This window comes from Amycolatopsis sp. NPDC114478 (assembly GCF_055633805.1).
The window spans coordinates 192,516-205,959 of the sequence record NZ_JBVKDO010000001.1 but is presented as its reverse complement, the minus strand read 5'-3'; the positions used below and the strand labels follow the sequence as shown (position 1 = coordinate 205,959).

The window sequence follows — 13,444 nt, the reverse complement described above, 5'->3', positions numbered from 1 at the left end:
GAGTGGCCCGCAGTTGAACGTTCAAACCCGGAGGCAGGACATGGGACGGCCCACGCTGAACTCGGTGGCCGAGGCAGCCGCGGTGTCGCGCCAGACCGTGTCCAACGTGATCAACTCGCCCGAGGTGGTGAGCCCGGAGACGCGCGAACGCGTCCTGGCCGCCATCGAACGGCTCGGCTACCGCCCGAACACCGCGGCGCGGCAGATGCGCACCACGCGGTCGCAGATCATCGGGCTGTGCGTCCCGCCTTCGGGCAACGGCGTGAGCGGCGTCGTCCTGGACCAGTTCCTGCACTCGCTGACCGCGACGGCCGAGCGCTACGACCACCGGATCATGCTGTTCACCGCGGCCGACGACGAGGCCGAGACCCGCGCGTACGCCGACTTGATCGCCTCGGTCGGGATCGACGGGTTCGTGCTGACCAGCACCCACCACGACGACCTGCGCACCCGCTGGCTGCTCGAGCGCGAGCTGCCGTTCGTCACGTTCGGCCGGCCGTGGGGAGCGGAGGACACGCACCCGTGGGTCGACGTCGACGGCGCCGCCGGGACGCGGCTGGCCACCGACCACCTGGTCCGCCAGGGACACCGGCGGATCGCGTTCGTCGGCTGGCCGGAGGGGTCGGGCAGCGGTGACGACCGCCGCGCCGGCTGGGCGGCGGGGCTGGCCGCGGCCGGGCTGGGGGAAGGGCCGCAGGTCGCGGTGTTCGATGGCGTGGAAGGGGGCCGTTCGGCCGCCGCCCGGCTGCTCGACGCGGGTGGGGCGGCCGGGAGTGGTGGCGGCGGCGTCGTGAATGACTCATTCGCGACGCGCGCGGCGACCCTGGCCGGCGGCGGCAGGCCGGCCGCGGGTGGCGGAAGCCGCCCCGCCGACACCGGCGCGCCCACGGCGTTCGTCTGCGCCAGCGACTCGCTCGCCCTCGGGGTCACCGCCGAACTCCGCGACCGCGGGATCCGGCCCGGTGCCGATGCCGCCGTCATCGGCTTCGACGACACCCCCACCGCCGCCGTCCTGGGCCTGAGCAGCGTCGCCCAGCCCATCGCCGATGTCGCCGCCGAATGCGTTCGGCAATTGCGGACCATCCTGCGGGGTAAGACCGAACCCGCGACCACCCTCTTCACCCCGCACCTCGTGCTCCGCACCACCTGAGTCCCCGCGCGATCAAGGAGGATCGATGCTTCCCCGCCGAACTGTGGCCGCCTTCGCGGCGGCCGGCCTGCTGCTCCCGCTTTCCGCCTGCGGCAGCGGTTTCGACGACTCGTCGAAACCCGCGACCCAGCAGGCCGGGCCAGCCACCCTCAAGGTGATGATCGCCGCGAGCGGGGGCGCCGAGCTCAAAGCCATGCAGGACGCCGCCGCCGCGTGGCACCCCGGAGGATCGAAAGCCGAGGTCGTCAGCGCCAACGACCTCGCGCAGCAGCTCAGCCAGGGGTTCGCCGCGGGCAGCCCGCCGGACGTCTTCGCCGTCGACGCCACCAAGTTCCAGGGCTACGCCGACGAGATGCTCCCGTACGGCGACAGCCTGTCCTACAAGGACGACATCTATCCGACGCTGCGCACGACGTTCACCAAGGACGGCAAGCTCTACTGCGCCCCCAAGGACTTCTCGACCCTCGCGCTGGCGATCAACACCGACGACTGGGCCGCGGCCGGGCTGACCGACAACGACGTCCCCAAGACGTGGGACCAGCTGAAGACCGTCGCGCGGAAGCTGACCACCGGCGGCCGCACCGGGCTCGTCTTCAACGACACCCGTGACCGCGTCGGCGCCTTCCTCGTCCAGGCCGGCGGCTGGGCCGTCGACGCCGACCAGAAGAAGGCCACCGCCGACACCCCGCAGAACCTCCAGGCCCTCACCTACGTCCGCGACCTGCTCGCGTCCGGCGTCGCGAAGTACCCGAAGCAGATCGGCGCGGGGGACTCCGGCGAGGCGTTCGGCCAGCACAAAGCCTCCATGAGCATCGACGGCAACTGGATGGCCGGCGGTATGAAGAAGGACTACCCGAACGTCAAGTACCGCGTCGTCGCGCTGCCCGCCGGACCGGCCGGGCCGGGGACGCTGTCGTTCACGCAGTGCTGGGGCATCGCCGCCAAGACCAAGTTCCAGGAACAGGCCAAGCAGCTCGTCGACTCGTTCATGCAGCCGCAGCAACAGCTTGCGTTCGCCGAGGCGTTCGGCGTGATCCCGTCGCGGCAGTCCGTGCGGACGCAGTACGAGCAGAAGTTCCCCGCGCAGGCCGCGTTCGTCGCCGGCGCCGACCACGCGCACGGGCCCGTCACGCTGACCAAAATGGACCCCGTGCTCACCGACTTCGACGCCCAGCTGCAGCAGCTGCCGGGCGCCGACCCGAAGCGGATCCTGCAGCAGCTGCAGCAGAACACCGCGGCCGCGCTCGGGCAGTGACGCCGTGAGCACCGTCCTCACCGCTCCGGCCGCCGCGCCCGCGCGAGGCGGCCGGAGCCGCCGCCCCCTCCGGCGCGACGGCCGGGCCGGCTGGCTCTTCCTCGCCCCGACGCTGCTCATCCTCGGCCTGTTCATGGTGCTGCCGATCCTGATGGCGCTGTGGGTGAGCGTCAGCGACTGGACCGGCAACGGCAGCCCGTTCTCCTCGCGCGTGCACTTCGTCGGCGGCGACAACTACGCCGCGCTGCTCGCCGAACCCGGGCTGACGCGCCAGAACTTCGCCACCAGCGTCCGCAACAACGGCTACTTCGTGCTGTTCGTCGTGCCGCTGCAGACGGCGTTCGCGTTGTTCCTCGCGCTGGTCCTGCACCGGAAGAAGCTGAAGGGCCGCCAGTTCTTCCGCACGGCCTTCTACTTCCCGACCGTGACCAGCTCGGTCGCAATCTCGGTCGTGTTCCTCTTCCTCTTCTCCAGCACCGGCACGGTGAACGCCGCGCTGAAGCTGTTCGGAGTGGACGGTCCCAGCTGGTTCGCCGACCCGCGCGGGATCTTCCACCTCGCCTTCGGCGACCCGGCGAACCCGCCGGCCGCCTTGGCGGGCCACGGTTTCCTGGGACTGTCCTGGTGGGACTGGCTGGCCGGGCCCAGCGTGGCGATGTGCTCGATCATCGTGCTCGTCGTCTGGACCTCCACCGGCGGCTTCATGCTGATGTTCTACGCGGCGCTGCAGAACCTGCCGCCGTCCGTCGACGAGGCCGCCCTCATCGACGGCGCGACGGCGTGGCAACGCTTCTGGCGCGTCACGCTGCCGCAGCTGCGCCCGACGCTCTTCCTCGTCCTGACGCTCGGCCTGATCGGCACCTGGCAGGTCTTCGACCAGGTGTACGTGCTCAGCCGCGGCAACCCGGCCAACACCACGCTGACCCCGGCCTACCTGTCGTACTCGACGTCGTTCGTCGGCCACCAGTGGGGCCAGGGCGCGGCGATCGCGTTCCTCCTGTTCGTGGTGATCGTGGCCTTCACGCTGGTGCAGCGCTGGGCCCTGCGGGAGCGCCGATGAAGAAACGCTGGCTCGGGTACGCGGTCCTCATCCTCGTCGCGGCGCTGTACATCTACCCCTTCCTCATCCAGCTCGCGACGGCGTTCAAGACCGACGCCGACGCCACCGCGCACCCGCTACTGCCGTGGCCCCGGCAGTGGTCCGTCAGCGTCTTCCGGACGCTCGCCGAGCAGGACTTCCCGCGCTGGGCCATGAACTCCGTGTTCGTCTCGGTGACGATCACGGTCGGCCGGGTCGTGTTCGACTCCCTCGCCGGGTACGCCCTGTCCCGGCTGCGGTTCCGCGGCCGGCGGGCGGTCTTCGGGGCCGTCCTGGCGGTCATCGCCGTGCCGAGCGTGGTGCTGCTGATCCCGAAGTTCCTGGTGCTCAACCAGCTCGGCATGTACGACACCTACGCGGCGATGATCATCCCGCTGCTGGTCGACGGCACCGGGGTGTTCATCATGAAGCAGTTCTTCGACACCGTGCCGGTGAGCGTCGAAGAGGCCGCCCGGATCGACGGCGCCGGGCCGTTCCGGACGTTCTGGTCGGTGGTGCTGCCGATGTCGAAACCGGCGTTGATCACCGTGACCATCCTGTCGTTCCAGGGATCGTGGAACGAGCTGCCGCACTACATCGTGTCCCGGCAGGACCCGGCGCTGAACACGCTGACCTCCGGCGTCGCGAGCCTGGTGTCCGGCGAACTGGGCCAGGGCAACCAGTTTCCGCTGAAGCTCGCCGCGGCGCTGCTGATGACCGTGCCGGTCGCGATCGTCTACTTCGTGTTCTCGCGCCGGTTCACCCAGGGCACCTACGAAGGAGCCGACAAGTAGCTCAGCGGATCAGCTCGTCGGCGACCCATCGGACCACGCCGTCCGGGTACGGGTTGCCCAAGCCGAGCACGACGTGCCCGAACCCGGCGTCGACGGCTTCTTCGATCTTCTCGCGCGTGGCGGCCGGTTTGTCGTAGTCGACGGCGAGGAAGATCGAGCGGGTGATCTCCGCCGGGTCGCGGCCGATCTCCGTGCAGTAGCGGTCGAGGAGCTCGCTGCGGCCGACGAGGTCGTCGATGTCGCCGCCGCCCGGGATGTTCCACTGGTCGGCGTGCTCGGCGACCACGCGCAGCGTCGCGCTCGCCCGGCCGCCGATCATGATCGGCGGGTGCGGCCGCTGCACCGGCTTCGGGTTGCCGAACGCGCCCTTCAGCTTGACGTACTCGCCGTCGAAGTCGAACGGTGCGTCCTCGGTCCACAAGCGACGGATGACGGTGCACGCCTCGGCGAGCGCGGCGACGGCGTCGTCCTGCGTGTGGTACGGCAGGCCGTGGCCGTCGTATTCGCGGCGGGCCAGGGGGTGGCTCGGGCGGGAACCGGCGCCGATGCCGAAGTCGAGCCGCCCGCCGGAGATGACGTCCACTGTGGACGCGATCTTCGCCAGCACGGCCGGCGGCCGGAAGCGGTTGCTGGTGACCATCAGGCCGAGCCGGATCCGCTCGGTCTGCGCGGCCAGGGCCGACAGCAGCGTCCAGCCCTCGAAGATCGGGCCGTCCGGGTCGCCGCCGATCGGCATGAGGTGGTCGAACAGCCAGGCGTGCTCGATCTCCGGGATCCGGTCGGCTTCGCGCCAGACGCGCCGGATCTCGTCGTAGCCGACGTTCATGGGCGCGGTCAGGATGCCGAAGCTGGTCATCAACGCCTCCGGAGGGACGGGTCGAGCAGGGCGGGCGGGGTGTCGAACTTCTCGTGCGCGGCCAGGTCGACGCCGGGGGCGACGACCGCGTCGATCTCGTCGAGCACGTCGGCGGGCAGGACGGTGTCGGCCGCCGCGAGCTGCGACTTCAGGTGGTCGAGCGTGCGCGGGCCGATGAGCGCGCTGGTCACGCCCGGGTGCGCGGTGACGAACCCGAGCGCGAGCTGGATGAGCGTGAGCCCGGCCTGCTCGGCGAGCTTGACGAGCTTCTCGACGGCGTCCAGGCGGGCCTGGTTGGCCGGGTCGGTGAGGTCGAAGCGCTGGGGCAGGATCTTCGACCGGCTGGTCGTGATCTCCCGCCCGGCGCGGACCGCGCCCGAGAGCCAGCCCGTCGCGAGCGGGCTCCAGGCCAGCACGCCGAGGCCGTACTCCTGCGTCACCGGGAGCACGTGCGCCTCGATGCCGCGTTGCAGGATCGAGTAGCTGGGCTGCTCGGTGACGTACCGGCTCAGCCGGTTTTCCCGCGCGGCCCACTGGGCCTGCACGATCCGGTACGCGGGGAACGTCGACGAGCCGAAGTAGCGGATCTTGCCCGCGCGCTGCAGGTCGGTCAGTGCGGAAAGCGCTTCCTCGTCGCTCGTGGCGGGGTCCCAGCGGTGCATCTGGTAGAGGTCGACGTGGTCGACGTCGAGCCGGCGCAGGCTGTCTTCCAGAGCCTGGTAGATCCAGCGGCGCGAGGTGCCGCGGTGGTTGCGCTCCTCGCCCATCGGCATGGCGGCCTTGGTCGCGAGCACGAGGTCGTCGCGGCGGTTCTTGATCGCCTTGCCGACCATCACCTCCGATTCGCCCTGGCCGTACATGTCGGCGGTGTCGACGAGATTGACCCCGCCTTCGAGGGCGGCGTCGACGATGGCGGTGGCCTCGTCCTGGGTGGTGCGGCCGATGGCGCCGAAGTTCATCGCGCCGAGCGCGAGGCTGCTGACCTGGACGCCGGTGCGGCCCAAGGTGCGGTACTGCATGGGAAGGTCCTCCGTGTGACATCATGGGCAAGCGGAACGTTGCTCCGCTAACCATACGGAGCATTGTTCCGGTTAGCAACCCGGGAGGTGTGATGAGCAAGCCCAAGCGCGCGGACGCCCGGCGCAACGAGAAGGCGTTGCTCGACGCGGCGGCCGCGGTCTTCGTCGCGTCGGGGGTGGACGCGCCGGTGCGGGACATCGCGGCGAAGGCCGGCGTCGGGATGGGCACGATCTACCGCCACTTCCCGACGCGGGCGGACCTGATCGTCGCGGTCTACCGGCACCAGGTGGAGGCGTGCGCCGACGCGGGTCCCGCGCTGCTGGAGACGGCGTCCTCGCCGCACGCGGCGCTGGCCGAGTGGATCGACCTGTTCGTCGACTTCCTGGTGACCAAGCACGGGCTCGCGGGGGTGCTGCAGGGCGACGGCTTCGCCTCGCTGCACGCGTACTTCCTCGATCGCCTGGTCCCGGTGTGCGGCCGGCTGCTCGAAGCGGCCGAGCTGACCGCGAAGGTGCGGCCGCTGGAACTGATGCGCGGGGTGGGCAACCTGTGCGTCGGCGCGGAGGACGACAACCCGGACTACGACGCGCGCCGCCTGGTCGGGCTGCTCATCGCGGGGCTGCGGGCGTGACGATCGAGCAGCTCACGACCGACCCGTACCCGCTGCTGGCCCACCTGCGGGCGACCGAGCCGGTGGCCTGGCTGCCGGAGCTGACCGGCTGGCTCGTCACGCGGCACGACCTGGCACTGCAGGTCATGCGCGACGCGGCCACCTTCACCGTGGACGACCCGCGCTTCTCGACCGCCCGGGTCGTCGGCCCGTCGATGCTCTCGCTGGACGCGGCCGCGCACACCCGCCACCGGACGCCGTTCGCCCGGCACTTCCGGCCGCGGGAGATCGAGGACCGGTTCGCCGGGTTCGTCCGCGCCGAGTGCGCCCGGCTGGTCGACGGGTTCGCCGCCGCCGGGCGGGCCGAGCTGCGGCGGGCGCTGGCCGGTCCGTTGTCGGTCGCGGTGGTGGCCGACGCGCTGGGCCTGGACGGCACCGACACCGCGCGGGTGCTGGCCTGGTACGACGCGATCGTGTCCACAGTGGACGACATTTCGGCCGGCCGTGAGCCGGGTTCCCTTGGCTCCGAGGCGTTCGGCGAGCTGCGCACGCACATCGAGGGCACGGTGGGGCGGCCCTCGCTGCTGACCGAGGCGGCGACCGCGTTGGAGCTGCCGGAGGTGGTGTCGAACGCGGCGGTGCTGATGTTCGGCGGCATCGAGACGACCGAGGGCATGATCGCCAACCTCCTGCTGCACCTGCTGGGGAACCCGGCGCACCTGGACCGCGCGCTCGTCCCGGCGGCCATCGAGGAGTCACTGCGGCTGGAACCGGCGGCGGCGGTGGTCGACCGTTACGCGACGCGCGACGTCGAGCTGGCGGGAGCGTCGATCGCGCGGGGCGACCTCGTCACGGTCTCGCTCACCGCGGCCAACCGCGACCCCGCGGTGTTCCCGGACCCGGACGTCTTCGACCCGCACCGCCCGAACCTGCGCAAGCAGCTCGCGTTCGCGCACGGCCCGCACTTCTGCCTCGGTGCCGACCTGGCCCGGCTGGAGACGCGGATCGCCGTGGAGACCGTGCTCGACCGGCTGCCCGGCATCGCGCTGGCGGAGCCGGCCGCGCCGTCGGGGCTGGTGTTCCGCAAACCCGTCGCGGTCCCCGCGCGGTGGCTGCCATCATGACCGCATGACGGCGTGGCGTGAGTTCGAGGCGGCGGAACCGGAGTTCGCTCAGCGCGTGCGGACGTTGTTCGACGCGCGCAGGCACAAGACGATGGCGACCCTGCGGGCCGACGGTTCGCCCCGGATCTCGGGCATCGAAATGAAGTTCGACGACGGCGAGCTGACGTTCGGGTCGATGCCGAACGCGCGCAAAGGCGCCGACCTGCGGCGGGATCCGCGGGTGGCGCTGCACAGCGCGACGGTCGACCCGGTCGACGGCGAAGAGGCGAAGTGGCCGGGGGAGGCGAAGATCTCCGGCCGGGCCGTCGACGACGGCGAGCGGTTCCGCGTGGACGTCGCCGAGGTGGTGCACACGCACTTGAACGAGGCGGCGACGCTGCTGGTCGTCGAGTGGTGGACGCCCGAGGGCGGCCTGCGCAAGGTCGAGCGCGAGTAGCCCGGCCGGAAATGTCCGGCGGACGCCGGCATCACCGATATTTAAGTCAAGCGCTTGACGTAATCGGGTTTCGTGGCCATGCTGCGTCGTAGGGGTCATTCACCAACGAGGAGACCGCCATGACGCAAAGCCACACCGAGCTGCCGCGCTTCCCGTTCGTCGCCGAGACCGCGCTGGCGCCGCCCGCGGAGTGGGCCGAGTTCCGGGCGAAGTGCCCGGTCGCGCCCGTGCGGCTGGCCAGCGGGGACGAGGCCGCGCTGATCACGCGCTACGCCGACGTCAAGAACGTGCTGTCCGATCCGCGGTGGACCCGGCCCACGCCCGCCGACAACGCCGCGCGGGTCGCCGACACCGAGTCCGGCGGGGTCTTCAACAGCGAGATGGCGACCGTCCTCCCGCAGCACGGCGAAGCCCACCTCACCTGGCGCCGCACGATCGGGAAGTGGTTCACCGCCAAGCGGATGAACGCGCTGCGGCCCGGCATGGCCGCGATGGCCGAGCAGCTCATCGACGACCTCGTCGCGAAGGGCGCGCCCGGGGACCTCAAGGCCGGGCTCGCCTTCCCGCTGCCCGTCTGGGTCATCTGCGACATGCTCGGCGTGCCCGATTCCGACCGCGACCGGTTCGCGCACTGGTCGGACGTCATGCTCAGCATGACCCGCTACACCCAGGCCGAGTTCGACGCCGCGCAGCAGGAGTTCGGCCGGTACATGGGCGGGCTCATCGCCGAAAAGCGCGCCGAACCCGGCGACGACATCCTCAGCGCGCTGCTGCCCGAAGGCTGGTCCGACGCGATGCTGACCGCCACCGGCATCGGCCTGCTGATCGCCGGCCACGAAACCACCGCCAACATGATCGCCAAGATGGTCGCGATGCTGCTCGCCGACCGGACCCGCTGGGAGCGGTTGCTGGCCGACCCGGCGCTCGTGCGCACCGCCGTCGAGGAGTCCCTGCGCTTCGACGCGAACGCGGGGATCGGCATGTCCCGCTACCTGGCCGACGACTTCGAGGTCGCCGGCACCGTCCTGCCCGGCGGCACCACCGCGATGTGCAGCATGGCCGCCGCGAACCGCGACGAGACCGCGTTCGACAACGCGTCCGAAATGGACCTGGGCCGCAGCCCGAACCCGCACCTCGCGTTCGGCGCCGGCGCGCACGCCTGCCTCGGACAGCCCTTGGCGCGCACCGAACTGCAGGTGACGCTGGAAGTCCTGCTGCGCAAGCTGCCGTCGCTCGAGCTCGCCGTCCCGGCGGACGAGCTGCGCCGCGTCGAAGGGCTCGCCGTCGGCGGACTGCGGGAACTGCCCGTCCGGTGGTGACTTCGGTGGACCGGGCGCACGCGACGCGGGAGGCGATCCTGACCGCGGCGGAACGGCTCTACGCCGAGCACGGCGTGCTCGCCGTGTCCAACCGGCAGATCAGCGAGGCCGCCGGGCAGGGCAACAACACCGCCGTCGGGTACCACTTCGGCACCCGCGCCGACCTGGTCCGGGCCATCGCCCGCCGGCACTCGGCGGCGGTCGAGGACCTGCGGGCGCGCATGCTCGCCGAGCTCGGCGCCCGCGCGGACCTGCGCGACTGGGTCCGGTGCCTGGTCCACCCGTCGACCGAGCACCTCGCGCGGGTGGGCACGCCGAGCTGGTTCGCCCGGTTCACCGCGCAGGTGATGACCGAGCCGTCGCTGCGATCCGCCGTCGCCGTCGAGACGCTCTCGTCGCCGTCGCTGGCGCGGACGGTCGAGGGGCTGAGCCGGTGCCTGCCCGAGCTGCCCGCCGACGTCCGCGCTGAACGCAACGCCATGACCCGTCAGCTGCTGATCCACACGATGGCCGAGCGCGAACGCGCGCTCGCCGAAGGCAGTAACACCCCGCGAGCCAACTGACGTGAGGCCGCCATCGGCCTCACCGACGCCCTCGTCGGCCTCTGGCTCGCCCCCGTGACACCCCGCGACCCCGGAAAGGAACAGGCATGAAGGTCACTGTGGACGAAGGAAAGTGCTGCGGCGCCGGCACCTGCGTGATGCTCGCGCCGGACGTGTTCGACCAGCGCGACGACGACGGCATCGTCATCCTGCTCGACGAGACCCCCGGCGAAGAGCTGCACGCGACCGTCCGGGAGGCGGCGAGCGTCTGCCCGGGTGTCGCCATCTCGGTCCGCGAGGACGCGTGAACGTCCTGGTCGTCGGCGCCTCGGCGGCCGGCCTCGCGACCGTGGAAGCTCTGCGCCGCAAGGGTTATGACGGTGGCGTGACCGTGCTGGGCGCGGAGGCGCACCTCCCGTACGACCGGCCGCCGCTGTCCAAACGGGTCCTCGCGGGCAGCTGGACGCCTTCGCAAACCAGTCTGCGTACTCCGGACGCACTGTCCGCATTGGCCGCCGAGTTCGTGCTCGGCGACCCGGCGGTGCGGCTGGACGCCCGCGCGCGGACCGTCCACACGGCACAGGGGCGGGCGCTGACCGCGGACGCGGTCGTGCTCGCCACCGGGCTCCGGCCGCGCACCCTGCCGGGCCAGGACGGCCTCGCGGGCGTCCACGTGCTGCGCACGCTCGACGACGCGCTTGCCCTGCGCGCGGACCTGGCGCCGGGCAAGCGGGTCGTGGTCGTCGGCGACGGTGTCCTCGGCGCGGAGATCGCGGCCACCGTGTGCGGCCTCGGCGTGCCGGTCACGCTGGCCGGTCCGCAGTCCGCGCCGCTCGCCTACCAGTTCGGCCCCCTGGCGGCGGGCCTGCTCGCTTCCCTGCACGCCGACCGCGGTGTCCACTTGCGACTCGGGAGCGCGGTCACCGGACTGTCCGCTTCGGACGGACGCGTCGGCGGAGTCCTCCTGGAGACGGGCGAAGTGCTGCCCGCCGACGTCGTGGTGGTGGCGTTCGGCGCGGCCCCGGCGACGGACTGGCTGGCGGGCAGCGGAGTGCTGTGCGACAACGGCGTCGTGTGCGACTCCCGCTGCCGGGCGGCGGACGGGATCTACGCGGCCGGCGACGTGGCCCGCTGGCACCACGAGGGCCTCGACGTGCTGCTGCGCTTGGAAAACCGCACCAACGCGACGGAGCAGGCGGCCGCTGTGGCGGGCAACATCCTCGGTGAGGATCGGCCGTACACACCGGTGCCGTACTTCTGGACCAACCAGTTCGACGCCCGGATCCACGTGTACGGGACGTTGTCCGCCGATGCGGAAGTGTCCATTGTGGAAGGGGAGGTGGCGGCGGCCCGGTTCGTGGCCGAATACCGCCGGGCCGGCCGCGTCACCGGGGTGCTGGGCTGGAACATGCCCAAGCAGGCCCGGCTTCACTCGACCGTGACGGACTTCGCGAGGTTGCGCGGCTTGTCGATGTCGTAGCCCAGCGTCAGCGCCGCGTGGTAGGCGAGCAGCTGCAACGGGATGGTCAGCAGGATCGGGTCCAGCTCCGGCTCGGTCCGCGGCACGACGATCCGCGGGACGTCCAGCTCGCCGAAGTCGACGTCTTCGTGCGTCACGGCCAGGACGGACCCGCCGCGGGCGCGGATCTGCTGCAGCGCCGCCAGGTTGCGGCCGGCCAGCTCGTCGGCGGGGACGATCGCGACCGTCGGGAGCGAGTCGTCGATCAGGGCCAGCGGGCCGTGTTTCAGCTCGGACGTCTGGTACGCCTCGGCGTGGCGGTAGGAGATCTCCTTGAACTTCTGCGCGCCCTCGCGGGCCACCGGGTAGCCGCGGACGCGGCCGATGAAGAACAGGCTCTTCGCGGTCGCCGCGGCCTTCGCGTGCTCGGCGATCAGCGGCTCGGCGTCGAGCACGGCCTTGATCTGGCCGGGCAGCGCGCGGATCGCGTCGATGATCCGCTGACCGTCCGCATTGGACAGATCGCGCACGCGGCCGAGGGACAGCGCGATCAGCGCGAAACCGACGGCCATGTTCGTCAGCGCCTTGGTCGAGGCGACCGCGATCTCCGGGCCGGCGTGCAGGTAGACGCCGCCGTCGCAGGCGCGCGCGATGGTCGAGCCGACGACGTTGACCAGGCCGACCACCCGGCCGCCCTTGCGCTTGATCTCCTCGACGGCGAACGCGGTGTCGATCGTCTCGCCGGACTGGCTGACCGCGATGTAGAGCGTGTTGGCTTCGACGATCGGGTTGCGGTAGCGGAACTCCGACGCGGCTTCGGCGTCGGCCGGGATCCGGGCGAGCTCCTCGATCATCGTCGCGCCGATCTGGCCGACGTAGTAGGCCGAGCCGCAGCCGAGGATCTTCACGCGGCTGAACCCGCGCAGCTCCCGCGGCGTCAGGTTGAGCCCGTCGAGCCGGGCGACGCCGAACCGGTCGTCGAGCCGGCCGCGGATCATCCGCTCGACGGACTCGGGCTGCTCCTGGATCTCCTTGGCCATGTAGTGCGGGAAGCCGCCGAGGTCGAGGTCTTCGGCCGCGATGTCGATCTCGGTGGCCGGCTTGGTGGTGTCGCTCTCGTCGACGGTGAAGGTGCGGTAGCCGGTGGCGAAGACCGTGGCGAACTCGCCGTCGTCGAGGTGCGCGACCTGGGAGGTGTGCCGGACGAGCGCGGCGAGGTCGCTGGCGACGAACATCTCGCGCTCGCCGACGCCGATGATCAGCGGCGAGCCGTTGCGCGCGATGACGAGCCGGTCCGGGTGTGCGCTGTCGGTGACGGCGATCGCGTACGTGCCGGTGATCCGCGAGACCGCCTCGACCACGGCGTCTTCGAGCGTTTCGGCGGCCGAGCGCGCGATGAGGTGGGCGAGGACCTCGGTGTCGGTCTCGGAGGTGAGGGTGACACCGGCGTCGGAGAGCTGGGCGCGCAGCGCGTCGGCGTTGTCGATGATGCCGTTGTGGACGACGCAGATCCGGCCGTCCTCCGAGGTGTGCGGGTGCGCGTTGGCCTCCGACGCCGGCCCGTGCGTCGCCCAGCGCGTGTGGCCGATGCCGACCTTGCCGGTCAGGCGCTTGGGCAGCGCGGCCGTGAGGTTGCGGACGCGGCCGACGACGCGGTGGACCTGCGGGGCGCCCTTGGCACCGAGGACGGCGATGCCCGCGGAGTCGTACCCGCGGTACTCGAGCCGGGTCAGGCCCTCGAGGAGGATGGGGGCGGCGTTCTGGCCGCCGATGTAGCCGACGATCCCGCACATGGCGAACC

13 protein-coding genes and 1 pseudogene are annotated in these 13,444 nt (G+C 71.6%); 11 read left to right on the top strand and 3 right to left on the bottom strand.

Features of this window, described 5'->3' with window-relative positions; genetic code table 11:
- Positions 1-40 precede the first annotated feature (40 nt).
- From ACZ7OH_RS01030 to ACZ7OH_RS01015, 4 genes are read left to right on the top strand one after another with little or no spacing between them, the layout of a single operon-like run.
- Positions 41-1,150, top strand: a complete 1,110-nt coding sequence (locus ACZ7OH_RS01030; RefSeq protein WP_470278996.1) for a LacI family DNA-binding transcriptional regulator — start codon at positions 41-43, stop codon at positions 1,148-1,150.
- Positions 1,151-1,175: 25 nt separating this feature from the next.
- Positions 1,176-2,405: a sugar ABC transporter substrate-binding protein gene (locus ACZ7OH_RS01025; RefSeq protein WP_470278995.1), complete on the top strand. Its 1,230-nt coding sequence runs from the start codon at positions 1,176-1,178 to the stop codon at positions 2,403-2,405.
- Between the two features lie 4 nt (positions 2,406-2,409).
- Positions 2,410-3,465, top strand: coding sequence for a carbohydrate ABC transporter permease (locus ACZ7OH_RS01020; RefSeq protein ID WP_470278994.1), 1,056 nt, complete (start codon positions 2,410-2,412; stop codon positions 3,463-3,465).
- The gene (locus ACZ7OH_RS01015; RefSeq protein ID WP_470278993.1) at positions 3,462-4,277 is read left to right on the top strand and encodes a carbohydrate ABC transporter permease; all 816 of its coding nucleotides are present in this window, start codon (positions 3,462-3,464) and stop codon (positions 4,275-4,277) included. Before ACZ7OH_RS01020 ends, ACZ7OH_RS01015 begins: the two co-directional genes overlap by 4 nt.
- A gap of 1 nt (position 4,278) precedes the next feature.
- Here ACZ7OH_RS01015 and ACZ7OH_RS01010 read toward each other — a convergent pair whose 3' ends face one another.
- Entirely contained in the window at positions 4,279-5,133 is an 855-nt protein-coding gene (locus ACZ7OH_RS01010; RefSeq protein WP_470278992.1) for an LLM class flavin-dependent oxidoreductase, read from the bottom strand.
- Complete coding sequence (locus tag ACZ7OH_RS01005; RefSeq protein ID WP_470278991.1) at positions 5,133-6,152, bottom strand: aldo/keto reductase; 1,020 nt, start codon at positions 6,150-6,152, stop codon at positions 5,133-5,135. Before ACZ7OH_RS01005 ends, ACZ7OH_RS01010 begins: the two co-directional genes overlap by 1 nt.
- 92 nt (positions 6,153-6,244) lie before the next feature.
- Here ACZ7OH_RS01005 and ACZ7OH_RS01000 point away from each other — a divergent pair, with 92 nt between their 5' ends.
- The 7 genes and pseudogenes from ACZ7OH_RS01000 (at position 6,245) to ACZ7OH_RS00970 (ending at position 11,664) form a co-directional block, all read left to right on the top strand.
- Positions 6,245-6,784: a TetR/AcrR family transcriptional regulator gene (locus ACZ7OH_RS01000; RefSeq protein WP_470278990.1), complete on the top strand. Its 540-nt coding sequence runs from the start codon at positions 6,245-6,247 to the stop codon at positions 6,782-6,784.
- Positions 6,781-7,887: a cytochrome P450 gene (locus ACZ7OH_RS00995; protein WP_470278989.1), complete on the top strand. Its 1,107-nt coding sequence runs from the start codon at positions 6,781-6,783 to the stop codon at positions 7,885-7,887. Before ACZ7OH_RS01000 ends, ACZ7OH_RS00995 begins: the two co-directional genes overlap by 4 nt.
- A gap of 4 nt (positions 7,888-7,891) precedes the next feature.
- Positions 7,892-8,323: a pyridoxamine 5'-phosphate oxidase family protein gene (locus tag ACZ7OH_RS00990; protein ID WP_372664513.1), complete on the top strand. Its 432-nt coding sequence runs from the start codon at positions 7,892-7,894 to the stop codon at positions 8,321-8,323.
- Positions 8,324-8,442: 119 nt separating this feature from the next.
- Complete coding sequence (locus tag ACZ7OH_RS00985; RefSeq protein ID WP_470278988.1) at positions 8,443-9,642, top strand: cytochrome P450; 1,200 nt, start codon at positions 8,443-8,445, stop codon at positions 9,640-9,642.
- Positions 9,636-10,295 (top strand): annotated as a pseudogene (locus ACZ7OH_RS00980) (TetR/AcrR family transcriptional regulator). The gene ACZ7OH_RS00985 and the pseudogene ACZ7OH_RS00980 overlap by 7 nt, the downstream one beginning before the upstream one ends.
- Positions 10,292-10,492 carry a ferredoxin gene (locus ACZ7OH_RS00975; protein ID WP_436388810.1) on the top strand — a complete coding sequence of 67 codons (201 nt, stop codon included), beginning with the start codon at positions 10,292-10,294 and terminating at the stop codon, positions 10,490-10,492. The pseudogene ACZ7OH_RS00980 and the gene ACZ7OH_RS00975 overlap by 4 nt, the downstream one beginning before the upstream one ends.
- Complete coding sequence (locus ACZ7OH_RS00970) at positions 10,489-11,664, top strand: NAD(P)/FAD-dependent oxidoreductase (protein WP_470278987.1); 1,176 nt, start codon at positions 10,489-10,491, stop codon at positions 11,662-11,664. Before ACZ7OH_RS00975 ends, ACZ7OH_RS00970 begins: the two co-directional genes overlap by 4 nt.
- On the opposite strand, the gene glmS is transcribed toward ACZ7OH_RS00970, so the two are convergent.
- Positions 11,613-13,436, bottom strand: coding sequence for a glutamine--fructose-6-phosphate transaminase (isomerizing) (gene glmS, locus ACZ7OH_RS00965; protein ID WP_470278986.1), 1,824 nt, complete (start codon positions 13,434-13,436; stop codon positions 11,613-11,615). The two genes, ACZ7OH_RS00970 and glmS, sit on opposite strands and share 52 nt — an antisense overlap.
- Positions 13,437-13,444 lie beyond the last annotated feature (8 nt).

What these genes read in the sequence shown, in the direction of transcription:
- ACZ7OH_RS01030 (WP_470278996.1), top strand. Translation starts at nt 41, where the DNA reads ATGGGACGGCCCACGCTGAACTCGGTGGCCGAGGCAGCCGCGGTGTCG.
- ACZ7OH_RS01025 (WP_470278995.1), top strand. Translation starts at nt 1,176, where the DNA reads ATGCTTCCCCGCCGAACTGTGGCCGCCTTCGCGGCGGCCGGCCTGCTG.
- ACZ7OH_RS01015 (WP_470278993.1), top strand. Translation starts at nt 3,462, where the DNA reads ATGAAGAAACGCTGGCTCGGGTACGCGGTCCTCATCCTCGTCGCGGCG.
- ACZ7OH_RS01010 (WP_470278992.1), bottom strand. Translation starts at nt 5,133, where the DNA reads ATGACCAGCTTCGGCATCCTGACCGCGCCCATGAACGTCGGCTACGAC.
- ACZ7OH_RS01005 (WP_470278991.1), bottom strand. Translation starts at nt 6,152, where the DNA reads ATGCAGTACCGCACCTTGGGCCGCACCGGCGTCCAGGTCAGCAGCCTC.
- ACZ7OH_RS01000 (WP_470278990.1), top strand. Translation starts at nt 6,245, where the DNA reads ATGAGCAAGCCCAAGCGCGCGGACGCCCGGCGCAACGAGAAGGCGTTG.
- ACZ7OH_RS00990 (WP_372664513.1), top strand. Translation starts at nt 7,892, where the DNA reads ATGACGGCGTGGCGTGAGTTCGAGGCGGCGGAACCGGAGTTCGCTCAG.
- ACZ7OH_RS00985 (WP_470278988.1), top strand. Translation starts at nt 8,443, where the DNA reads ATGACGCAAAGCCACACCGAGCTGCCGCGCTTCCCGTTCGTCGCCGAG.
- ACZ7OH_RS00975 (WP_436388810.1), top strand. Translation starts at nt 10,292, where the DNA reads ATGAAGGTCACTGTGGACGAAGGAAAGTGCTGCGGCGCCGGCACCTGC.
- glmS (WP_470278986.1), bottom strand. Translation starts at nt 13,436, where the DNA reads ATGTGCGGGATCGTCGGCTACATCGGCGGCCAGAACGCCGCCCCCATC.